The 23,957-nt window shown below is 50.3% G+C and carries 18 protein-coding genes; 8 read left to right on the top strand and 10 right to left on the bottom strand.

What is annotated here, in order from left to right; translation table 11 throughout:
- Positions 1-140: 140 nt before the first annotated feature.
- Together ACYVAM_RS02625 and ACYVAM_RS02620 are read right to left on the bottom strand one after the other, a co-directional pair.
- Entirely contained in the window at positions 141-857 is a 717-nt protein-coding gene (locus ACYVAM_RS02625) for a DUF4405 domain-containing protein (RefSeq protein WP_461063622.1), read from the bottom strand.
- 143 nt (positions 858-1,000) lie between these two features.
- Positions 1,001-3,811 (bottom strand): TonB-dependent receptor domain-containing protein, encoded by a 2,811-nt coding sequence (locus tag ACYVAM_RS02620; protein WP_461063621.1) that lies wholly within the window; start codon positions 3,809-3,811, stop codon positions 1,001-1,003.
- Positions 3,812-4,074: 263 nt separating this feature from the next.
- Between ACYVAM_RS02620 and ACYVAM_RS02615 the strand changes: the two genes are divergently transcribed.
- Positions 4,075-5,538 carry a hypothetical protein gene (locus tag ACYVAM_RS02615; RefSeq protein WP_461063619.1) on the top strand — a complete coding sequence of 488 codons (1,464 nt, stop codon included), beginning with the start codon at positions 4,075-4,077 and terminating at the stop codon, positions 5,536-5,538.
- Between the two features lie 39 nt (positions 5,539-5,577).
- Positions 5,578-6,261: a glycosyltransferase family 2 protein gene (locus ACYVAM_RS02610; RefSeq protein ID WP_461063617.1), complete on the top strand. Its 684-nt coding sequence runs from the start codon at positions 5,578-5,580 to the stop codon at positions 6,259-6,261.
- Between the two features lie 9 nt (positions 6,262-6,270).
- Here ACYVAM_RS02610 and ACYVAM_RS02605 read toward each other — a convergent pair whose 3' ends face one another.
- Positions 6,271-7,191 carry an RluA family pseudouridine synthase gene (locus ACYVAM_RS02605; RefSeq protein WP_461063615.1) on the bottom strand — a complete coding sequence of 307 codons (921 nt, stop codon included), beginning with the start codon at positions 7,189-7,191 and terminating at the stop codon, positions 6,271-6,273.
- 583 nt (positions 7,192-7,774) lie between these two features.
- Here ACYVAM_RS02605 and ACYVAM_RS02600 point away from each other — a divergent pair.
- Complete coding sequence (locus tag ACYVAM_RS02600) at positions 7,775-9,745, top strand: hypothetical protein (RefSeq protein WP_461063613.1); 1,971 nt, start codon at positions 7,775-7,777, stop codon at positions 9,743-9,745.
- Positions 9,746-9,821: 76 nt separating this feature from the next.
- Here the strand turns inward: ACYVAM_RS02600 and ACYVAM_RS02595 are convergent, their stop codons facing one another.
- Positions 9,822-10,598: a LytR/AlgR family response regulator transcription factor gene (locus ACYVAM_RS02595; RefSeq protein ID WP_461063611.1), complete on the bottom strand. Its 777-nt coding sequence runs from the start codon at positions 10,596-10,598 to the stop codon at positions 9,822-9,824.
- Between the two features lie 83 nt (positions 10,599-10,681).
- Positions 10,682-11,815 (bottom strand): sensor histidine kinase, encoded by a 1,134-nt coding sequence (locus tag ACYVAM_RS02590; protein ID WP_461064213.1) that lies wholly within the window; start codon positions 11,813-11,815, stop codon positions 10,682-10,684.
- A gap of 216 nt (positions 11,816-12,031) precedes the next feature.
- On the opposite strand from ACYVAM_RS02590, the gene ACYVAM_RS02585 reads away from it, so the two are divergent.
- Complete coding sequence (locus ACYVAM_RS02585; RefSeq protein WP_461063609.1) at positions 12,032-12,868, top strand: SdiA-regulated domain-containing protein; 837 nt, start codon at positions 12,032-12,034, stop codon at positions 12,866-12,868.
- A 21-nt stretch (positions 12,869-12,889) separates the two neighbouring features.
- Here ACYVAM_RS02585 and ACYVAM_RS02580 read toward each other — a convergent pair whose 3' ends face one another.
- Positions 12,890-14,116: an ABC transporter permease gene (locus ACYVAM_RS02580; RefSeq protein WP_461063607.1), complete on the bottom strand. Its 1,227-nt coding sequence runs from the start codon at positions 14,114-14,116 to the stop codon at positions 12,890-12,892.
- Positions 14,117-14,246: 130 nt separating this feature from the next.
- Between ACYVAM_RS02580 and ACYVAM_RS02575 the strand changes: the two genes are divergently transcribed.
- The 4 genes from ACYVAM_RS02575 to ACYVAM_RS02560 all read left to right on the top strand — a co-directional run bounded on the left by ACYVAM_RS02575 (position 14,247) and on the right by ACYVAM_RS02560 (position 19,898).
- Positions 14,247-15,428 (top strand): exo-beta-N-acetylmuramidase NamZ family protein, encoded by a 1,182-nt coding sequence (locus tag ACYVAM_RS02575; protein WP_461063605.1) that lies wholly within the window; start codon positions 14,247-14,249, stop codon positions 15,426-15,428.
- Positions 15,429-15,546: 118 nt separating this feature from the next.
- Entirely contained in the window at positions 15,547-17,616 is a 2,070-nt protein-coding gene (locus tag ACYVAM_RS02570; protein ID WP_461063603.1) for a sialate O-acetylesterase, read from the top strand.
- A 76-nt stretch (positions 17,617-17,692) separates the two neighbouring features.
- Complete coding sequence (guaA, locus tag ACYVAM_RS02565; protein WP_461063601.1) at positions 17,693-19,225, top strand: glutamine-hydrolyzing GMP synthase; 1,533 nt, start codon at positions 17,693-17,695, stop codon at positions 19,223-19,225.
- 139 nt (positions 19,226-19,364) lie between these two features.
- Positions 19,365-19,898, top strand: a complete 534-nt coding sequence (locus tag ACYVAM_RS02560; protein WP_461063599.1) for a DUF2911 domain-containing protein — start codon at positions 19,365-19,367, stop codon at positions 19,896-19,898.
- Between the two features lie 106 nt (positions 19,899-20,004).
- Here ACYVAM_RS02560 and ACYVAM_RS02555 read toward each other — a convergent pair whose 3' ends face one another.
- From ACYVAM_RS02555 to ACYVAM_RS02540, 4 genes are all read right to left on the bottom strand, one after another.
- Positions 20,005-20,361, bottom strand: coding sequence for a YtxH domain-containing protein (locus ACYVAM_RS02555; protein ID WP_461063597.1), 357 nt, complete (start codon positions 20,359-20,361; stop codon positions 20,005-20,007).
- A gap of 248 nt (positions 20,362-20,609) precedes the next feature.
- Positions 20,610-22,022 (bottom strand): phosphoglucosamine mutase, encoded by a 1,413-nt coding sequence (glmM, locus tag ACYVAM_RS02550; RefSeq protein WP_461063595.1) that lies wholly within the window; start codon positions 22,020-22,022, stop codon positions 20,610-20,612.
- 117 nt (positions 22,023-22,139) lie between these two features.
- Entirely contained in the window at positions 22,140-22,970 is an 831-nt protein-coding gene (locus tag ACYVAM_RS02545) for a transglutaminase family protein (protein ID WP_461063593.1), read from the bottom strand.
- An 80-nt stretch (positions 22,971-23,050) separates the two neighbouring features.
- Positions 23,051-23,788, bottom strand: coding sequence for a peptidase (locus ACYVAM_RS02540; protein ID WP_046579576.1), 738 nt, complete (start codon positions 23,786-23,788; stop codon positions 23,051-23,053).
- Between the last annotated feature and the right edge of the window lie 169 nt (positions 23,789-23,957).

Genomic DNA, 23,957 nt, shown 5'->3' with positions numbered 1-23,957 from the left:
TGTTTGGTACTTATGCCTACAGCATTTTTAACCGCGGGTGAAGTCAGATCCTTAACGATGACGAATGAGGTTTCTGAAAACCTCGGTCGGTTATAAGTAACCGACCCCGCATATCAAGAGGCAGCAGGGCTAATGCGCGCCTACTGCACCGATGGAAAGGCCCGTTGGGCGGCAATGATCTGCCACTTTTTATCCTGCTCTTTTAACAGGTGCGTGTATACGGATGGCGAGGTTGCGGTCGAGTTGGTTGCCGTACCGTAAACCAGGATCAGGTGGTCGTCGAGAGCTTCGGCATGGTCGACCTTTGTTTTTATAACCTCGCGGGCCGTTCGTTTCAGGATATTTTTCTGCATATCGGAACCGCTTAGGATCGTTCCGGCTTCCGTGAGCAGCGCTGTTTTAACGGGCATAATGGCCGCTAAAGCGCCTGTATCGCCTTTCATATAGGCCGCAGCGTATGCTGTTTCAACCGCGCTGGCAATGGAATCGACCTTAGGTTGCGCCATTGGACCGCTCTTTGGCCGTTCGCCCCGGAACAGGTCTTTACCCGCATTGGCCAGTTTCTTGAAAACCGGTAAGTCGAACCCGATACCTAAGGCAAAAATGGCCACCAGAACAACCGAAATAACGAATTCTTTCTGGATAGCTCCCGTCCGGCGATTTTTGGTATAGCCTGTTATGGACGACCAGTTGTTGACAATGTGGAATACCGACGCGGCCACAAACAACACCCCAAACCAGGCATGTGTGTGATCGACCAGATGAGACCCTTGTCCAAAATAGATCAGGAGACCCGTAATGGACAACACGAAAAATACGGCTGCAACCGAAAGACTAACTAGATTTTTGGATTTCATCGGGAATGTCGTGTAAATGATCTGGTAAAAGTAAGCGCGGAGACCACAAAAAGAAACCCCTCCTGCAAAGCAAGAGGGATTGATCACCAACCTAATCTAATTGTCGGAAACCCGGCCAGACACGTCTGGCCGGGTGTAATCTTTTAGCGTGGGCGACCACCACCCGGACGGCCACCACCGGCTGGAGCCGATTGTTGGGCTGGCTGTTGCTGGTTATCGCCACCACCGTCGCCATCTTTCACGTCGTCGTTGTTGACCGATCTTTTCCGTTTCTGTGGCGCATCGAAACTCATTTTGCCCAGTTTGTAGCTGAACGTCAGGCGAACACCCGCGTTGTAGAAACTCGTCTGCGAATTCTGACTCAGGATGGGCGACGACAGTTCAGACCGCTGGGTGAATGGGTGGTTGAAGATGTTCTCTGCAGCCAGACCCAGGCTCGCTTTCTTGTCGTTAAACTCTTTCCGCATGCCGATGCTGTAGAAATACATCGGGCTCTGATAGCCCTGTAATTGTACCTGCTTGCCCCGGCCGCCACCGAAGATCTGGAAACCCCAGCCATTGCTCAGCGAAAGGCTGCTCTGGATGCGTCCGGCGATGACCAGGCCCGAATTCGAGGCCGAATAGACCGGGTTCGCATTGTTGTTGGTCAGGCTAACATGGTAGACGTCGATACCACCACCCAGTTGAAGTTTACGGAACAGGGTTCCATTACCAAACAGATTCAGTCCGTAAGCGTCCTGGTGCCCAACGTTCTGATAGGTCGTTTGGATCACCTGCTGGAATACCTGGTTGATCGGATCACCAACGGGCTGTTGGGTTACATCGCGAACAGCCGTGATCTCCCCATTGGTCCGCCGACCGAACAACGACGCGTTCAGGTACACGCCTTTGATGTTACCGCTCGTACTGAACTCAATGTTATCCGTAAATTCGGGCGAAAGCAGCGGGTTCCCACGGGTGATGTTTGTTGGGTTCGAGGAGTTGACGTTCGGGTTCAGAAACTGAATACCGGGGCGTTGAATCCGGCGGTTGTAGGCCAGTTTCAAAATCCGGCCACCTTTCAGGCTTTTGGAAATGTTGACACTCGGAACCAGGGTACCATAGTTTGGAATGTTGGTTGGCGTGGCTGTCACTTCGTTGCTGAACCGGGCGTCAATGACCGTGTATTCGTAGCGGGCTCCTGCTTTGATGGTATACTTGTTCTTCGTTGTCAGCGTATACGACAAATAGGAGGCAGCGATGTCCTGGTTGTAGTAAAGCGTGTTCGCTGGACGCGAATTATCAACAATAAAATCACCCGTGTCGCCCGTGGCGAGGTAGTACTGATAGTCACTGTTGGCTTTCCGGAAAATACCTTTCACCCCAAATTCAAGCAGTTGATTCGTCTTGATCGGCGTTTGATAGTCGATCTGCAGCGTCGACTCCTGGTTGTAGCTCAGGTTGTCATTTCTGATTCTGGACGAAATGGTCTCAAAATCAGTTCCGCCGAGAATATCTGACACGAAGTTGTTGGTGCGGTTGTTCCGGCTAAACAACGCCAGGATACTAAACTCCTGCTGAGGCTTATAAATCTTGGTATAGGTTAGGTTCGCATCGACGGTGCCCGACAAATCTTTGGTTTTTACATTCCGGTCGCTGATGGTTGGGAAATAGCTGGTCGGGGAAAACGTTTGCGTGAACAGGTTATTCTGGTTGGCCGTGCCGTTGCGGGCGCCATACCGAATGCTGGCCGTGAGCGATGTCCGTTTGTCGATATCATAATCCCAGCCCAGCTGATAGTTTCCGAACAGGCGCTGGCTTAGTGTGCTGGCCGTTTGCAGGGTACGGGTACTGGCCGAGTAGGTGTTGGTCGCTGGATCATAGTTCCGGGTCGTCTGATCATTTTGGAAAGACCCCTTTACATTGTATTCCGCACGACCGAAGCCGCTGAGCGAAAAGCCCATTTTGCCTGTGCGGTAGTTCCCACTCAGCCCCAGGTTGCTGCCCCGGTTGCCTGCGCCACCGTTTACATCGAGAGTGGCACCCTGCAGGGTCGTTTTCTTGGTAACGATGTTGATGATCCCCGCTGACCCTTCGGCGTCATATTTAGCCGATGGTGACGTGATCACTTCGACCGTTTTGATCATGTCGGCCGGAATCTGTTTGAGGGCGTCGGCTACGCTGCTGGCTACGATGGTGGAGGGTTTGTTGTTGATCAGTACCGTCACGTTGGCACTGCCCCGGAGGCTGACATTACCGTCCAGATCAACTGATAACATAGGCACTTTACGGAGAATATCACCGGCATCGCCCCCTTTGGCGGCAATATCCTTGTCGGCGTTATACACTAGCCGATCCACTTTTTCTTCAATCATAGCGGCCTGCCCCACTACGTTTACTTCATTGAGCGTTCGAACATCGGCGCCCAGTTTAATGGTGCCGAGGTTAATGTCGCTGTTCTTGTCGACGGTAATCAGCGCGCTCCGTTTGTCTTTATACCCGATAAACGAATACTGAAGCCGGTATTTTCCGGGGGCTACTTTACCAATAGTGAACTTACCTTTCGCGTCGGCAGTCGTGCCGTCGATGGGTTTATTGGTAGCGGTATTGAGTAAAGCAATGGTTGCAAACTCAACGGGCTTGGTGCTAGCAGAGTCGATAAGCATACCACTGATTTTCCCATTACCACGGGCAATCGGGTCTGCCTCCGAGGTGGTGACGGCCGGTTGGGGCTGTGTGCCGGGTGTCTGAATGGTGGTTGGGCCACCGGGTGCCGTAAAGTTCTGGGGAGAAGTAGCCGCTGGTGTCGTGCCGAATGGATCGGGTACTGTATTCGCTGGAGCGACAACCGGGGCTGGTTGGCTCGTTGCCGGCGTAACGGCTGTTCCGCTGGCTGGTGCACCCGGTACTGTGGGCGTTTGAGCGAACAGCGTTGTTGCACTGACGATGAGTAAAGATAATAGCAGGGCTTTCATGAGATCGTATAATTAATGGGCCAAAGTTGACCCTGCCTATTTATAACCGAAAAACAATCTGGCTGAATGCCGTTTTTTTTATGCCGAAAGCAAAAAATGACCGCATGAAGAACAATCTGGCTGCTAGAACTTTTGGGTTGAACTGGGCTGGTGTAATAACCGGAATAATAGCCGGGCGGTTAATAAAAAGGTTTTGGTTGGGCTGGTGTGTTGTTTGTAAACCAGTACATTTGCCGACTTGACAACTGCAGTATCCGGGTTTTATGACGCGTCTTTTTCTGTTTCTGGTGCTTTTTTGCCCTTTCTTTTTTCTGTTTACCTACAACTCTGGCTATGGCTACGATGCGTACGAATATTTGATTATTGCCCGCAGCCTCAATGAGGGCTATGTGCTCTATGACTTTATCCCCTCCAAATCCTATTTACTGTATTCGTCCACCAATGTCTTATTGAATTTGCTGGGTGGTTACAACCATAGTAGCGTTTCCGGACTCATTACCTTGCTGGCGACCGGGGTCGTTCTATCCGCCTGGCGGGCAGCACGTATTGTTAGTGAACGAGCCGCGTTCGTGGCGGTTGGACTAACGGCCGCCAGTTGTTGCTTTATGGAAATGAATTTTCTGGAACCGGAAAGCTGGGTATCCATCTTTGGCCTGAATGCGTTTGCGCTGGCCGTGGTCGGAAAAGGACGTTCGGGCTGGCGTTGGCTGGGCGCGGGGGCTTTGCTCGGCATTGCGATGTGTTTCAAAAGCGTTGCTGCCTTCTATGTGGTCGGGTTTGGGGCATTCATTTTTGTCTTGTGGCTTACCGGTCGGCTTATGTTCTGGCCGATGGTCGGACGGGGAATGCTGGTTTTACTTGGATTTGTCCTGCCGCTGGTTTTTTCGGCCCTTTATTTCTACCTGACCAACCGGCTGGAGGCTCACCTGGAGTGGACCTATATCTATCCCTTCGGCGGGTATCCAGCGCATACGATCTTCCTGACGAAGTTTCTGATCAAGCTAAGCTGGTTTCTGTTGTTGCTGGCTGTCTCGTTTGTGCTCGTCTGGCAGCAACCTTATCGAAAACAATACCAGCAAACCCCGGCTATGTGGCTGGCTTTACTGCTGGCTGGCTTTGCCTGCGTGGCGATGCTCAAAACACAGGCCAGCCATTACTTCTTTCCGGCGGCTGTTTTCTTTGCCTTACACCTCGGCTTTATGGCCGATTTGTGGCTAAGCCACTATGAAGCCCGTCATAAGGCAGTTTCCTACAAAATGGTATTTATGGGAAGTGGTCTGGTGGTCGCGTTATTATTGATCAGTGGGCTGCTCTACCGGCCAGCTACACTCAAACGATTGGTATCCATTGCCGATTATTCGGGCGAGGAACAGGCGGGTGCGTTTATCCGGGAACAGGCGGGTCCTGCCGGAAAAGTGTTACTCTTCGATAATGCGTTAAGTTTATACTACCTCTCGGATCGGGAGCCGAATGTGCCGTTTATCTTTACGGAAATGCAGACAACGCATTACATCGAATCACACCCGGATACATACGGACGCGCGCTGGCCGACACCAGCCTGAAGCTGGTTGTGTTTGGCAACCGGTCGAGTGTTATTGATGATAGCACGGCCCTCAGTAAGCCCGCCAATGCTTATGCTATTCAGCAACTGCGGGCCGGGTTGCAAAAGAATTTTGTACAAATTAAAAATCCACACTTTCCGTTGATATACTGGGTGCGCAAGTAACACAGAACTTGTTTGCCCGTTATCATTTATATTTGTTTTATGCTGCTATCTGTTCTTATTCCTGCTTACAACGAGATTAATTCCATTGATACGTTACTTGAGAAAATTCAGGCTGTTCCCATAAATAAAGAAATAATTATTGTTGATGATGGGTCGACGGACGGCACCCGCGAACGACTGAAAATAGTTGAGTCTGCGCCCAACATTCGGGTTATTTTTCACGATCACAACCAGGGGAAGGGAGCGGCCATTCGCACGGCCATTCAGCACATGACGGGCGACATTGCCATTGTGCAGGACGCTGATCTCGAATATGAACCCCAGGACTATATGGCCCTGGTCAAGCCCATTGCCGATGGTAAAGAGAAAGTGGTTTACGGTTCCCGGTTTTTAAAGCCCGAGAACCGCCATTCGTATTTCAGTTTTTACATTGGTGGTCAGATCGTTACGTTACTCACTAATGCCCTGTTTAACCAGCGCCTTACTGATGAGCCAACCTGCTACAAAGTATTCGACGCTGATTTCCTGCGGTCTATTCCGCTGGAATGCACCCGTTTTGAGTTTTGTCCTGAAGTAACGGCCAAAGTAGCCAAGCGGGGAATACGGATTAAAGAACTCCCCATCAGCTATTATCCCCGTTCCATTGCAGAAGGAAAAAAAATCTCCTGGCTGGACGGGATCGAAGCGATCTGGGTGCTCCTTAAATACAGAGTTGTGAAGTAAGGGCGGGGCTCACTCCACTCGCTCCTTCAGCAGGCCCAGGAACAGTTTGGGGACCGGGGCACTGAAGTGCATGGCCTGACCTGTAATGGGATGCTCGAAGGCCAGTACCTCAGCATGCAGTCCCAGCCGACCGATGGGGTCCGTGGCGGCACCATATTTAGCATCGCCTGCCACGGGGTGGCCAATGTCCTGCATGTGCACTCGAATCTGGTTTTTACGGCCGGTTTCCAACTCCAGTTCCAGCAACGCGTAGCCATTATTGGCTTTCAGCACTTTGTAATTCGTAATGGATAATTGGCCGTTTTCGGGATTCTGGCTCGAATACACGATCAGGGCTTTACTCTCCCTGAGATAGGAGGTGATCCGGCCTTGTTCCGGGTTTGGTACACCCTCAACCAGGGCAACATAGGTGCGCTCTTTAGTGGTAGCGTTCCAGGATTCCTGCATTAGCTGCTGCACCTTTTCGCTTCGGGCGAACATCATGACCCCCGATGTCTCGCGGTCGAGCCGGTGAATGATAAAGATCTTGTTCTTCGGATTTTCTTTTTTGACATAATCGCTCAGGATGCCATAGGCTGTGCGATCCCGCTCCTTATTGGTTGCCATAGACAGCAAACCGGCCTGTTTATTAATAACAATCAGACTTTGATCTTCAAACAGGATCGTCAGCCCCCGGTACTGCGATGTTTCGGGGGCACGGTTTGCCGCAACCGTAACAACTTGGCCCGGCTTGAGCGGATGATTAAACTGTGTAAATACTTTTCCGTCGACAAGGATCTGCTTATTACTCAGCAACGACTTGATGTTGTTGCGGTTTTTATGCGGCAATTGGGCAATCAGAAAGGCCATTAATTCGGCGGGTTCCGAAACGGACAGTGTAACGTCGGTTCGCTGGCCGCGTTGCCGACGGGGCTGGTTTGGGTTCTCCATCCGGCAAAGGTACACCTTCATTTTCGATCTTACCTGTCTGAGCGTAAGTTAACGGTGGGATTTAGCCTGGGTTTCAGTCCGGCACCAGTTGTAGGGGTATATTAAGCAACGCTATCGCTGATTCGTCCGCAGCGTTTAACTAAGGCGACGGCGGCTCGATAACTTCGTTTAATTTTCTGGTTACCACCCTTAATACCGCAGGTAATTACGTCTAGAGTGAGGCTATCTCAACGCATACGTATGTGTGTTGGCAATACGATGAATGTCTTAGGACAAGTGCGTCTGGCGTAACAAATTACCTATTCAGGCCAAGGTTGTCGTGATCGTTATGGCATAGGTTACAAATTGTGGGCCGTTGCAATGAATGGAAAGTAAGTTTTGGCACTATTCTCTCATTTATGACATCAATGAGTAGTTTACGTATGGCCAATTTTTGGAAAATGAAGTGAATGTATAGGGGTCAAAACTGGCACTGAATTAGATATCAAGCGTCCTGATAGTTCATTCGGTTAGGTAGTATCTGGTCAGAAATAACCGGGTTAACTGCCTGACAGGAAACTTACCCAGGATAGCTAGAATTGTTATGACGACTGTAAACCGCCCCCATTTTCGTAAAAGCCACTTCATCATTTATTCAGGATTGATTATACTGTTCCTGTTGCTAAGCAAAAAGGCGTCCGCTCAATGCACATACCTTTTAAATACTGATTTTGAGACTACGCAGATTCCGAAAGCTAGTTTTAGCATCGTTAACCAAAGTACTGGGTCAGTATCGCCCTGGAAAACAACGGCTGCTGATGGTGCTCAAGAAGTGTGGAGTAGTGGGTTTCTTGACGTTCCAGCGTATTCGGGCAATCAATTTACTGAGCTAAATGCGAATGTTGCGGCTATGACCTATCAGGATTTTACCGCATATGCAGGAACTGAATTAACGTTGACCTTTGCCCACCGCGGCCGGTCAGGAACGGATGTGATGAACGTAACGATTGGTTCACCAAGCCCCACCAGCACGGGCAATGGAACCGCCGTAACGGGAACGACCTACCTGAATCTGGGTAACTTTTCGGATAGCAATACCGCCTGGGGCTATTATTCGGTAACTTTCACCGTGCCCGCAGGCGTGGCTAACAACACCTTTTCGGTTCGCTTTACAGCTGTTTCTGCTGCTGGTGGCGACCTTTCCTATGGTAATTTTCTGGATGCTATCTCGATTAGGGATGTAGCACCCGCCTTAACGGGAACGCCATCCGTAACCCTCACTTGCCCGGTCGCCATAACGGACCTGAGCAGTTTTACGGCCGCCAATCAGCCCACGGGTGTAACCCAAACCTGGCACACGGGGCCTGTGGCTACGGATGTCAACAGCCTGAGTAGTACCATTGTGAATGCGCCAGGAACGTATTATACGTCGTTTTACAATCCGGCGAAGGCGTGTTATGGGCCTACTGCCTCGGTCCTCGTTAGTGGGCCGACGAATGTGCCGGATGCGCCCACGGTCGTTCTGACAAAACCGACCTGTCTTAGCCCTGTAGGTACCATCACGATTACGACTCCCCTGGGCGCTGACCTTACCTATAGCATCGATAACACGAACTATATGGCGAGTACAAGCTTTTCGGGGCTGGCACCGGGTACGTATTCGGTATGGGTCAGTAATTGCAGTATTGGTATGTTGTGTATTTCTCCTCCAACAACGGTTGTGATCAATCCTCCCGTTATGCCAGCGGCTCCCATAGTGCGGGTGACCACTCAACCCAGTTGTACCACGGCTACAGGAACCATTACGGCGAGTGTACCCATGGAATCAGATTTGATCTACAGCATTGACGGAGCAACCTACAACAATACGTCAGGTGTATTCAGTGGTGTCGTGCCGGGTATATACCAGGTGACAGCGCTTAGTAAAGGCGGCTGTTTATCAGCGCCCACGTCGGTAGCCGTACTGCCTCAGCCCCCAGCCCCCGCGGCCCCTTCAGTAACCGTGACTGCTCAACCCAGTTGCACCCTGGCCACAGGCACGATCACGGTAAGTGCGCCTACAGGAGCCGGGTCTACCTATAGTATCAATGGAATAGACTACACCAATACGACCGGAATTTTCATAGGTCTACCAGCCAAAACATATGCCGTAACGGTTCGCAACAGCAACGGGTGCACCTCGGCCGCCAGCGCCGTGACGGTGATGGCACCGCCATCTATGCCGACCTATCTAAGTATACCCACCAGTATCCCGGCAAGCTGTCTGGGTGCCACAGCGACCAACAACACGGCGCGGATCGACTTTACGACGTTACAGAATACCGAACGGGCGGATATCTCGCTGGGTAGTACTTATACAGGCCCGGCCTATGGAGCCGCCAGCAATCAGACCGTCAGTGGGGGAGCCCTGAACTTCACGGGTCTACCCAATCCGGCAAATCCCCAGCCCTACACCATTCGGCTCTATAGTGAGAGTGGCACTTGTTTTATCGATGTGACAGTGCCGATCACCCCCGCCGACTGCCAGTGCCCGACGGGTTTATGCCTGCCTGTGGCCATGCATAAACTGAACTGACCTTTTTATCTGACGATGAAAAATCCCGGTTACTAGCTGGTAGCCGGGGTTTTTGCTGTTCGGCCACGGGATGGGTTCACTTACCCAGCCATTCCTTAAACTCGGTCATCCGATCGCCACTAACAAACACTTCCTGTCGTGATTTGGGGGTGAGGTCCAGCTTGAGCTTACCGGCCGAGAACGTATGGATTGTTTGAATCGCGGGCAATGAGACCAGGAACTGGCGGCTGATACGAAAAAAATGGCGCGGGTTCAGGAGTTGGGTAAGTTTGTCCAGGCTGTAATCAACGGGTAGTGTCAGGCCATCTTTCGTGACCAGAAAAACCACTTTTTCCTCGAGATAGAAATAGGCGACCTCACTGGTTTCAATACTTCTGATTTTGGTACCTACCGTAATCATGAACCGTTCTTTGTAGTCGGTATGTTTCGATTTACCAATCAGATTGAGCAGCGTTTCAATATCATGCGACGAGGACGTGTTTTGTCCGAACTGTTTTTTCAGTGACTTGTATTTTTCAATGGCGGCTACCAGCTCGTCATAGTTGATTGGTTTGAGCAGGTAGTCGATGCTATTGACCTTAAACGCCTGAATCATGTATTCATCGTAGGCTGTTGTAAAAATAACGGGCGTGGTCAGCTGTGTTTGCTCGAAGATGCGGAACCCAAGGTCATCTTCGAGGTGAATATCCATAAAGACCAGATCGATGGAGCGATCTGACTCGCCAAACCAGGCTACCGCTTCTGCAACGGATGGTATACGAGCCAGAACCGTGATGGCTGGGTCGTATTTATGAAGTAAACTTTCGAGCCGCTTCGCTGTCAGGTTCTCGTCTTCAATAATGACTACGTTCATAGGCTTAAAAAGTGAAATCGGACCGCTTGTGCCGGACGAATAGATCAGATTGCCCGCTGATAAAAAGGACAGGCAACCTTTCATTACGTGAGTAATGGAACCTTGATGATAAAATTTCCTTCGCTCTCGCCAACCCAAACGGGACGGTCGGTGAGCATGGCGTATCGCGTAATGATATTTTGCAAACCCATACCCGTCGAGGTTTCTGACTGGGGGCGTGGCTGTAAATTATTTTTGACAACCAGGCAATCGTTATCCAGCAGGATATGTACTTTCAACGGTTCTCGGGTCGACATGCGGTTGTGCTTTACGGCATTTTCAACCAGCAGTTGCAGGGTGAGCGGAGCGATGCTATAGCGCGTCTGATCGGCCTCGGGCACCGTAATGACCACGTCGAATTTGTTCTCAAACCGAATATTCAGCAAAAACCGATAGGCCTGGATGAACTCCAGTTCCGTTTTGAGTAATACGCGTTCGTTATCTTTCTGCTCCAGAATATACCGATACGCTCTCGACAACTGGTCGATGAATTTTTCGGACAACTCCGCATCGGCGTGCACCAGTGACGACAGGATACTGAGGCTATTGAACAGGAAATGCGGGTTTACCTGGCTTTTCAGAGCGGCAAACTGAGCCTGAACATTCTCCTTTTCGAGTCGTTCGGCCCGTACCTGCACAAGCTCCAGCTCGCGGTAGGTTCGGCGGTTGGCAGCCAGATAGAAGGCGGACAGCATGGCCATAACCGTCAATCCATTATTCACCCGTCGGCGCTGATCGCTGCGTTTACGTCGTTCTTCCAGAATATTGGGGGGCAATACGGGCTTTGCCTGGCGGGTGTCCTGTTCGCGATAAATGCCGAAATTGTGTTCCAGGGCCGTATCCAGCCCATGCCAGATCATGAAGAAAGCAAAGTTGAAAACCAATGCCAAGCCGCTGGCAATGAGTAATGTGGCTAATTGAGCCGGTATTTTGAATTCGATCAGAAACCCTTCCCCGAATCGTTTAAACAGGACCTGCTGAAGCCATTCCGTTACGGTGAGCCAGGCATAAAAGAAGAGCACGGTCAGAATCGTTTCCAGTATCCAGAAGGGAATATTACGCCCCATCAGGAGCCAGTTCCACGACCCTACATTTACGTATAGTCGGATTGGCCAGTAAATAACGAACACACTGATAGCGAGTTGCCATTTTTGTGAGGTCGTTAGCCGATAGGATATCATGGTGAGGTGGGTTTACTCAACAAAACTAGCTATAACCCGGAAACAGCAAAAAAGAAACCCGCGGAATGCCAGATTCGGGAATCTGAATGACGCCATTCGGATTATGAATGGACGACTACAGCTACCAGACAACTACCTGTAGTGGGTGAGTTGCGTTGCCCAGGCCTCAAAGTTCGGGGAGAAGACTGTACATTTGCCTAAAACCCGTTTGGTATGAATCGTCTTTTCTTTGGTATACTGCTGGTGCTGGCAGGCTGTGGCCCTTCGTCGAAAAAGGATGAAAAACCGGAAACCGGAACGCTGGCTTCGGACTTTAAACTGCCTTACCGACTCACGGCTCCCGACGAAAAATACACGATGCCCGGCGCGCTGAATGAGATCTCAGGCTTGACCTATTACAAAGACGATAAATTGCTTTGTGTTCAGGACGAAGAAGCCGTCGTATATGTGTTCGATACCAAAACAGGAAAAGTAGTGCAGGATTTCGGCTTCGGGGGCTACGGTGATTTTGAAGGAATTGAATACGTAAACGACGAGGTATATGTGCTGGAAAGCAACGGGAGATTGTCTCGTTTTGCGCCGGAGTCGACCAAAATCGGTCGTACAAAAACCGATTTGCCCAAGAAAACAGAAGTGGAGGGACTGGGGTATGATCCCAAAACAAAACGCCTGCTGATTGCTGTCAAGGAAGGCAAAGGGTCGAGCGATAAAGCCGTTTACTCGTTCGATTTGCTGAATAAAGCGGTTTTCAAAGACATGAGTCTGAACGATGAACAACTGGAGGCTGCCGGAATCGACCCCAAGACCTATAAACCGTCCGGCATTGCGGTGCATCCAATAACGGGCGAGTGGTACATGCTCACGTCGGTTGGGAAGCGGCTGCTCATTACTAGCCGACAGGCAAAAATAATCTATTCCGAACCGCTAGACCCCAAGGCATTTCGACAGCCCGAAGGGATTTGCTTCGCCCCAAACGGCGACCTGTACATTGCCAGCGAAGGAGACGGCAAACGGGGCTATATCTTGAAATTCAAATATCAGAAGGAATGACAATCGCATAGGTAGTTGTCATTACTTCTTGAACGCCAGTGCCTTTACAGGCTGAATCCGATTGATAATGACCGTTGATAACCAAAGGACCAGGCTGATCATCAGAATCGTAGCTGCATTCAGAGCGAGAATCGTTTTCCAGTCCCAGGCGATCGGAACGTAGCTGATGAAGTAATTTTTTGGGTCAAGAGGAATGAGCCTGTAGCGTTCCTGCAGGAAACAAATCCCTAACCCAAGTACATTCCCAATGAGCAGCCCCCAGCCAACCATGTTCAGCCCAACGAAAACAAACAGGCGTCGGATGAGCGAATTGTTGCCGCCAAGGGCCTTGAGTAGCCCAATCATAGGGGTTCGCTCCATCATCAGCACCAGCAGCACCGATACCATGTTGAACGAAGCGACGAAGGTGATCAGGCTTAGCAGGATAACCATGTTCCGATCAAGCAGTAGCATCCAGTCAAAGAGGGGACGGTACTGATCCGTCACGCGGGTTAAGCGCATATTGGGCGTCATGGCCTCAAAAACATTGTCGGCTGCCGTTTTTAGCTGATCGAAATCATTCACATAGATCTCATAAATCCCCACCGAATCAGGGCCCCAGCGATTGAGTCGTTGAACGAGCCGGATATCGCCCAGAGCAATGGTCTTGTCGACTTCTTCGAGTCCTGTTTCATAAATGCCAACGACGGTCATTTTGCGGGCGCGGGGCGGATTACCCAGAAAGTACAGGGGGACAGCATCGCCAACCTTGACGTTCAACTGATTGGCCATCAATTGGCTCAGCAGCAGTTCGGTAGAGCCAGAACCCGTATCGGCACCAACGACGGGCACTTTCCCCGCAATGAGCGACCCCCGAAACAGGTTCCAGTCATAATCTTTGCCCACACCTTTCAGAATGACCCCGCTGAGTTCTTCAGGTGTTTTCAGAATACCTGCTTTCAGAGCAACCGCCTGAATGTGACGTACGCCGGGAATTCGGGTGCTATCCTGATACAGCGTTGTCTTGAGCGGAAGGGCCGTTTGTTCATAAGACGCGTTGTTGGTGAATTTGCTCACCTGCAAGTGAGCACCGAATAGAAAGATTTTCTGCTCGATGGTTCGTTTATAGCCAAACAAAACAGCAAACGCGACAATCAGGATGGCCAACCCGAGCGCAATACTGGCTACCCCAACGCGGGTAACGGTAGCCGAAAAACTTCCTTCCGGTGCGTGACGAACCTTTCGGGCCAAAAAAACAGGTACGTTCAAAGTGAGTAAGTGTTAATGAGTCGGAAGAAAGTTAAAAGCTAAAGGCATACTTCGTACCTGATTAACGTATCTTCTTTGTTATGGTGCGTAAAAGTAAGAGTTTTGCATGACGCACTTCCCGCTTGTTACGATGACTTTCTTGACAAAACTCTTTTTTATTGGCTTTAGTATGCTTGCTATGGCCTGCCAGGCTCAAACGAGTAAGCAAAAAACAACGCCTGCCGTGCAAACCGGCGCCGATCAAATGAACTTATACCTGCCCACGTTGCAGGGAAAGCGGGTTGGCCTGGTGGTCAATCACACGTCCAGGGTTGGTGCCGCGCATCTGGTCGACAGCTTGCTTTCCCGGGGCGTATCCATCAAAACCATTTTTGCGCCGGAACATGGTTTTCGGGGGCAGGCTACCGATGGGGAAGAAATCAGTAGCGGACGTGATCCGAAAACGGGCATTATGATCACCTCGCTATATGGTAAAAATCGCAAACCAACTCCCCAGCAGATGGACTCGCTGGATGTAGTCGTTTTTGATATTCAGGATGTGGGTGCCCGGTTTTATACCTACACCAGCACCATGCATTATGTAATGGAAGCCTGTGCGGAAGCAAACAAGCCGATGATTTTGCTGGATCGCCCTAATCCCAATGGCCATTATGTGGATGGCCCGGTGCTTGAGGCCAAGTTTAAATCGTTTGTTGGGCTGAACCCGATTCCTGTTGTATATGGACTGACTATGGGGGAGTTGGCCCGCATGATTAATGGGCAGGGATGGTTAGCGGGAGCCAAAACATGCCCGCTGACGGTGATTCCACTCAAAAACTACACACACCAGACCCCTTATACCTTATCGGTGCCTCCATCGCCGAACCTGCCGAACCAGCAGGCTATCTTGCTGTATCCATCGCTTTGTTTTTTTGAAGGTACGGTTGTTAGTGTGGGGCGCGGCACCGATAAGCAGTTTCAAGTGATTGGGTCACCTTATACTAAATACGGCCCGTATACATTCACGCCGGTCGATAAGCCAGGTGCCATTAATCCTCCGCTGGAAGGACAACTGTGTTATGGGCTGGATTTATCCGCAGTTATGGTCTCGAAGCAAGGACTGATGCTGGACTATTTTTTTGACTTCTTCAATCGGGCTTCTGACAAAAGCAAGTTTTTCCTGGCCAATAATGGTATCGACCGGCTTGCCGGAACGGATCAACTTCGGCTACAACTACTGGCGGGTGTTCCCGTTGCGAAGATTCGCAAAAGCTGGGAGCCTGGGATAAATGCCTACAAACTAATTCGAAAAAAATATCTTTTGTACCCATAAGCCCGTAAGCAGATTATTTGTAATCATTTGTTTATTCTTTATTAACAATCATTTAGTTACAATAAAGTACATTTGCCGCACATCACTTCTGCTGGTACTCTTTTTCTTCCGTAACTCTGTGAAACTGTTAGTAACCTTTTTACTTTTAAGCATCTTACTTCCCTTTCAGGGGTCGGCGCAGGCCACTGTTTCTTTTGAACAGTGGCCTGCTCGATTGCAGCTTTATGCCCGTGATCAAACCAATCAATGTGTGGTTGCGATTTCCGGTCGGGCATCCGTTGGCGACGTGAAAGCTGTTTCACTGGTCGTCCGGCGAAATCAGCTTCGTTATCAATATGCCCGGACAGCCGTAGACTCCACCACCGGGCGTTTTGCGTTTAAGCCCATTATCAAAGCCGAGTTAAGCCAGTACAGTTTTCAGGTATTCGTGCACCGGGCTACTCCCGGTGATTCCGTTCAGGTAGCCATTCGGGATAGTATTGTCTGTGGCGATGTATTCCTGATTATGGGCCAGTCGAACGCTGTTGGCCGGTTTAACGAAAATGCCTATAAAAGCGAATTCTGCCGAACTTTTGGTGTTAATAATGGAGCCGTAGCCTATAATCCTGCCGATACGGCCTGGTGCCTGACCAACACGACGGAAGGGGCGAATACCCTTTGGGGAGTTGAGCTTCAACGCTACATTAAAGAGCAGAATGGGATTCCAACGGCCGTGATCAATGGCGCTGTTGGATCGACGGATATTAACAGCCATGCCATTCGGGATGCCAACCAACCGGCTTCAATGAATTCGCTGTATGGGCGCTTATACTACCGAGCCAGCAAGGCCGGTGTTGCTGCCCAGGTGAAAGCCATGATCTGGCGGCAGGGCGAAGCCGAGGCCGCCAATGATCCCGATGTATACAGCCGCGTTTTTCCGCAATTATATAGCTATTGGAAAAAAGATTATCCAGGTATCAAAAAGGTGTACCACTCACAGCTGAATCTGCTCACCAACGATGTCATAAAAGCGGGAGCATTGCGTGATTTTCAGCGCCGATCCAAAACACTGTTTGGGGATAACGAACCCATTGCTACGGTAGGTCTGCCTGGCTATCAGGGGCTTCACTATGATGAAGTGGCGTATCGTCAATTCGGCCTGGAATTATACCGGCTCGTTGCCAGTGACTTTTATGCCTCTGCCGATACCAGCAATATTCATTCGCCTAACCTGCAACGCCTTTATTACAGTACACCCAAACAGGACGAAATAACCCTTGAATTCGAGCCTGGTCAGGAAATACACTGGCCCGCCGATACAACCATCACCAATCCTGGCAATGGCCACAAGTATGCCCAAAGCTTATCTGATTTCATCTATTCAGATTATCCGAATGGCGAAAGTGGGATCATTAAATCCGTAACGGAACAGGGAAACCGGCTGGTGTTGAAATTGACGAAACCGGTTACTGCCAAGCACCTGACGTATTTGCCCTCCTCGTATAAAGACAATGAACTTGGGTTTTATGCCGGACCCGTTATTCGTAATCGTCGGGGAATGCGCGCCCTGACGTTTTATCAGGTACCAATCGCGCCACCCTTGCCAGCGGTTTCGGATTTGCGGGCCATACCGGTCGATACAAGTGCGATCAAACTCACCTGGGAGACAAAGTCGGACAGCATTGCGCAGTGGGCCATCGAGCGGGCCGACAGCGGTGATCTGTTTAAACCAATTGCGCTGCTGCCAGGTACCGCCGTCATGTATCAGGACCTGCGTAAGGCAAATCGCCCCGATTCGCTCAAGCTTGGTAAAATTTATAAATACCGGATTCGAGCGTTTGGAAAGCGCGCCGAATCCGATTACTCTCCCACAGTAACGGCTTCGTTGCAATTGGTTTTAAATGTAAAAGTAGGGCCCGAGCTGGAGTTAGGGTATACCGGCTCGCTGGCTAATTCGAGTGCCTTGGTCTATCCTAATCCGGCCACGGACCAGGTGAACATACGACTGCCGTTAGACTGGAGTGGCGACGCTGTGTCGCTTACCATAACCAGCGAAGCGGGCAAAGTTGTGCTGCAACGGAATTATCAGGTACCGGCGGGTACCCCGTTTTTATCATTTTCGGTGGCCTCTTTGCCGACGGGTACGTATGTGCTGGCCATGCGGTACAAAACGGGTGGGGTTCAGTGTCGATTACTCGTTACCCGCTAAGCATTCTGGGTAAGGTTGCTTCGGTTAGGGCGTTTTCACGAAAAATGCCCTAACTTTGCATTTTAGAGACCTATTCATGGCCACCGAACAGATTCTGATTCTTGATTTTGGTTCTCAGTATACACAACTCATTGCTCGCCGGGTACGCGAACTGAATGTTTACTGCGAAATCCATCCGTATAATCACCTTCCAACTATTACGCCCGACGTTAAGGGCATCATTCTCTCAGGCAGTCCTTCGTCCGTTCGTGATGCCGATGCGCCCGAAGTTCATCTGGCCGCTTTCCGGCATAAAATGCCTTTACTGGGCGTTTGCTACGGCGCTCAATTGCTGGCTCACACCAGCGGAGGAGAAGTTAAAGCATCGTCCATTCGTGAATATGGCCGGGCCAAGCTAGGCACCGTGAAGGGAGAGAGCCCGCTGATGAAGGGGATCGACCAGCACTCACAGGTGTGGATGTCGCATGCCGATACCATTACGAGCGTACCCGAAAACTTCGACATCATTGCGTCGACCGATACGGTTCATGTGGCCGCTTTCCAGGTAGACGGTGAGCCAACCTACGGCATTCAGTTTCACCCCGAAGTAACGCATTCACTGCAGGGCAAAATGCTCCTTCACAACTTCGTTGTCGATATCTGCGGCTGTTCGCAGAACTGGACGGCAGCCTCATTTGCCGAAACGACAGTGGCCAGCCTGAAACAGCAGCTAGGCGATGACAAAGTCGTGCTGGGACTGTCCGGAGGTGTCGATTCGTCGGTAGCGGCCATGCTGATTCACCAGGCAATCGGTGAAAACCTTTACTGCATTTTTGTCGATAACGGCGTGCTCCGGAAAGATGAGTTTGCGGGCGTTCTGGAATCCTACAAAACATTGGGCCTGAACGTAAAAGGTGTCGATGCAAAAGAGCAATTCTACAGCGCGCTGGCTGGCTTGACCGATCCGGAAGCCAAGCGTAAAGCCATCGGACGAACGTTTATCGAGGTATTCGACCACGAGGCCCATCTGATCGAAGGTGTATCCTGGTTGGGGCAGGGGACCATTTACCCGGACGTTATCGAATCCGTTTCCGTAAAAGGACCATCGGCAACGATCAAGTCGCACCATAATGTCGGGGGACTTCCTGATTTCATGAAACTGAAAGTTGTGGAACCGCTCAATACCTTGTTCAAAGACGAAGTTCGCGCGGTTGGCCGGACGTTGGGTCTGCCCGAAGCCATTCTGGGCCGACATCCGTTCCCGGGCCCTGGTCTGGCCATTCGTATTCTGGGCGATGTGACAGCCGAAAAGGTAGACATTTTGCAGCAGGTCGATGCCCTGTTTATCGACGGCTTGAAACGCGAAGGTCTGTACGATAAAGTATGGCAGGCGGGGGCAATGCTTCTGCCGGTGCAATCGGTTGGCGTTATGGGCGACGAGCGGACGTATGAACGTGTTGTCGCGCTGCGGGCCGTAACGAGCGTAGACGGAATGACCGCCGACTGGGCGCACCTTCCCTACGAATTTCTGGCCGATATATCGAATGAAATCATCAACCGGGTGAAAGGTGTCAATCGGGTTGTGTACGATATTTCATCGAAACCACCCGCTACAATCGAGTGGGAGTAAGCTTCGTCGCTTGACTATTCACGCAAAATACCCGATGCTAAAAATAGTATCGGGTATTTTTATGTAAAACGTATGCCATAGGGTACTCGCTTATCGTCCTTTTGCCTACTTTTAGGCCGGATACTTACTATTTACTACAATGAAACTAACAGGCATAAACCGACTGATGATCTTCGCATTGGCGGGTGTACTAATGAGTGTAACGGCCTGGGCGCAGGGAGATAAGGCAAATCGGCCAAGTCCGCCTGCTATGGCCAGCGGAAAAGTAAATGGCGCGACGATCACAATTAACTACAGTAGTCCGTCCGTAAAAGGCCGGTCTGTTTGGGAGACGACCAGCTCTCTTGCACCTTACGGGAAAGTGTGGCGTTCGGGCGCTAACGAGGCTACGACATTCGAAACCGATAAAGACATTATGGTGGAGGGTAAATCATTGCCAGCCGGTAAATACGGTTTTTTTACCATCCCCGGCGAGAACGAATGGACCGTTATTTTTAACAAAGTGGCGAACCAGTGGGGTGCTTTCAAGTACGACCAGGGGCAGGATGTGTTGCGCGTTATGGCGAAACCAATGAAATCCGCCCAGATGCATGAGCGACTGGTGTATGACATAACGGGTAAGGGCGTTTTACTTCGTTGGGAACATGTCGACCTGCCCATTGCAATCAAGTAATCAGCATGACTCGATAGAGCGTTCAGTTTTGCGCTGTACTTTTGACAAAACAAAAAGGCAGACCCAGTAACTGGGTATGCCTTTTTGTTTTGTCAAAAGCTACTTATTAGTTCAGCTTCAACGCATCTTCAATGTTGTTGATGCCTGATTTCGTGGCATCAGCCGCATCGTCGACCTTATTGTTATACGCGTTTTTCGCACGCTCCTGGTTGTATGTCGATTGTGCTTCATTTTTAAGCTGATCAACTTTGTTCTCAGCCTTGTTGGCATATTGATTTGCCGTTGTTTCTGCTTTACCGACTAGTTTGTCGACCTGCGATTTTACCTGCGCTACGCCCTCTTCCCACTGGCCCTGTAAGTCATTGACATTCTGGGTCAGTTTGTCACGAGTTTCTTTGCCACTCCGGGGAGCTGTCAGATAACCAATAGCTAATCCTGCTAACACACCTCTTATAAAGCTCATAATCTTGTTTGTTTTGAATTTCGATTGGGATTACCTGTACTGTCTAAAAATTGTGCCATATTCTGTTTAAATGGATTAATCTATTGTTTATCAGTACATTAAACATCAATTGGTGGTTTATTGCAGACAATGCCAATCCTTTGTTGAGTAGTTTATTCCACAGGATAGGGGCCTTAGGTGGGCAACAAAAAAGGCCACTCTCTATAGAATGGCCTTTTTTATTGATTAAGTAAATAATCGCTAGTTAATTAGAGTTGACGATTTTCGGCCAGTACTTCCCGAATATCATTAATGATCTTTCCCGCCAGATGATCGGCGGTTGCCAGCGTGTCTGATTCCGAATAAATACGAATAATGGGTTCCGTGTTTGACTTTCGAAGGTGAACCCATTCCTTATCAAACTCAATCTTGACCCCGTCGATGGTGTTGATCGGATTCTTGGCATATTTTGCCTGAATGCGATCCAGCACCGCATCGACATTGATATCGGGTGTGAGCTCGATCTTGTTTTTGGAAATGTAGTAGTTCGGGTAAATTCGACGCAGCATAGACGCTGACTTGCCAAATTTTGCCAGATGCGTCAGGAAAAGGGCAATGCCCACGAGTGCGTCGCGTCCATGATGGAGGTCAGGGTAGATAATACCGCCATTTCCCTCGCCACCAATGATGGCGTCTTTCTCTTTCATCATTTCCACCACGTTCACCTCGCCCACGGCGGAGGCAAAATGCTGTCCCCCGTACTTCCGGGTCACATCACGCAGGGCAACCGTGCTCGACATGTTGGAAATTGTATTGCCTGCCTTGCCCTCGGGCTTATTTTTTAGGACATAATCGGCCACGGCAACCAGCGTATACTCTTCGCCGAAGGCTGAACCATCTTCACAAATCAGCGCCAGCCGATCTACGTCGGGATCGACCACGATGCCCAGATCGGCATTGCCCTTTTCCATCTCTTTAATGATGTCGCGCAGGTTTTCGGGAAGCGGCTCTGGGTTGTGGGCAAAATTGCCCGTGGGCTCACAGTGCAGTTTTGTGATCTGCTCAACACCCAGTGCCTCCAGCAGCATCGGAACGGCAATGCCACCAGTCGAGTTGACCGCATCGACAACAACCCGAAAATTTCGGGCGACAATCGCATCCCGATCAACCAGCGGCAGGGCCAGAATCTGATCAATGTGTTTTTGCAGCCAGGTGTTATCCGCCGTATATTTTCCTAATTTACGAACCTCCGCAAAGTCAAAGGATTCACTATCGGCAATGGCCAGAACATCGGCCCCATCCTGGGCGGATATAAATTCGCCGGTTTCATTAAGCAGTTTGAGGGCGTTCCATTGAATCGGGTTATGGCTGGCCGTCAGAATAATACCACCAGCCGCGCCTTCACCAACCACGGCCAGCTCAACGGTAGGCGTAGTGGACAGACCCAGATCGATCACATGCAGGCCCAGGCCCTGCAGGGTGGCGGCTACCAACTTGGATACCATTTCTCCTGACAAGCGACCATCGCGGCCAATAACAACCGACTGGCGTTCGGGATTGCGTTGCCGGAGCCATTGACCAAATGCTGCTGTAAATTTAACAACATCCAAAGGGGTCAGTCCGTCTCCGCTGCGCCCCCCAATCGTTCCTCGAATCCCGGAAATAGACTTAATTAATGCCACGTTTTGGGTTAGGTAAATAAATGTAGATAAGTATGCAAAGATAGTCGATCGTGCGTAAGCAATGGGTGTTCAGACCCCCTAAAGTTCAGCCAAAAGGTACGTGCAGCAGCAGTTTTTTTAAACGAAGAACAGTTCAGAGCGAAGGGTTGAGTTGGCCCGCCCTTTGAATGTTCCGCTAATGGGGGCAGCCAGCTCGGGCTTCGCCGTCGAGGTTAGAAAAATGTGCCGATTCAGCACCAGCGACCCTTCGGTAGGGTCGAAGCCACGCCAGCCAGCACCCGGCAGGTATACTTCGGCCCAGGCATGTAGTTGGTGCTCCTGCTGCGGGTTTCCAAATAAATAGCCACTGACAAAACGGGCGGCAATGCCCAGGCTCCGGCAGGCGGCCATGAACAGGGTTGTATAATCCCGGCAGGAGCCTTTATGAAGGGTCAATGTTTGCTCGGGTGGAAAGGGCGCGCCTAATTCGCGAATTTCGTAGGTGAATTTTCGAAGGGCCTGATTTAGCGCGATTAAAAAGCCCGTTGTCTGCCAGTTGGCTCCGGCTGCCAGTTCCCGGGCCCAGCTGCTGACACGCTCCGAAACGCCCACCTGTTTGAGATAAGGCTGAAGTAAATCCTCGATGGCTTGCGGGTATCGAAATGGCACCCGCTTCGTGTCAAACGGATATAAGACAAAATCGAACGAATTGAAATCATCGGACTGGAGCTCCATGTCGGCCGATACCCTGAGGTGTTTCGTTGGGTGATTGAAATAGACCACCTGCTGAACATTCCCTTCCACATCGACATTGCGAACAACCCGGGCCGGTTGTGGATCGATCAGCAGTTCGTATTTCAGCAACCGCTGATAAGGATACGTCCGGGGATACAGATAAAGCGTTTGTGGACCCAGGGCCACGGGGCTATCGTATGTATATTCGGATTCGTGCCGAACGTGAAGCTGCATAGAAGGATGAGTTATGAATGATGAGTTATAAATGATGAAATAGGCTAAAGCTTTATTTATCATTTATAACTCATCATTCATCATTTTTTTGTAGAACGTACTTTCTCAAAAATAGGGTCCATCCAGTAGGTCGGTACTTTACGGACGGAATTGCCAAGTAAAGCACTCCACTGGTGAGAAATTTCGTCCATGTCTTCTTTCTCGAGCCTGTACTCGGTCATGTGAAAACTATCTTTCGGATAAACGACCACGTCTAAGGGGTAATCCACATCGTTGGCGCTGACGCGGGTGGCATCAAATGCCAGAAAACCGATTTTCAGCGCATCGGCCATGCTGGACTCGTACGACAAATTTCTGAACAACAGCGGTTTGCCGTAACCGGAATTGCCGATTATTTTGAACGGTGATCCCTGATCCACTTCAACCCAGTTTCCTTCTGGGTACAGCATGAAGAGCTTATGTTCTTCATCGTCTTCCAACTGCCCGCCCACAATGGCGTTTAGGTTGAAATTCAGGCCGCTGGCCACAATGGATGTTTTATCTTCCTGCGCCACTCGTTTCACCTGCTCTCCGAAGGCATTGACAGCTTTGTAGAGTTTATTGAATGAGCGATCTTGTTCAGCCAGTACTTCTTTGAAATAGGTTATCGCTTTATCGCGTACGGAACGCAGTCCCGATGTCATGATAAACAGGGAGTGATTCTCGACTTCATGAACCGAAATTTTCCGGTTAGACGACACTTCGGAGCCCGAAGTCAATCGTCTGTCAGCGATGGCAACCAGGCCCGACGCGACTTTAATTCCTAAACAATACGTCATTCTCTACAGTGGGAAAGCAACTTGTAAACCCAACAAATATACAGGTTGCCTACGTTTTTGTTCGATTTACGAACCTGTTTTCTCGAAAATGCTAGTGTGGGCGGCCAGGTAACGCCCCCCTTGAACGTCCCGAACGCAAGGCTTGGCGTCAATGGGTACGAATGGCTGC

It is taken from the genome of Spirosoma horti, assembly GCF_054776595.1.
Note: the sequence above shows the minus strand (reverse complement) of the source record. Positions and strands in the feature narration are given on the sequence as shown.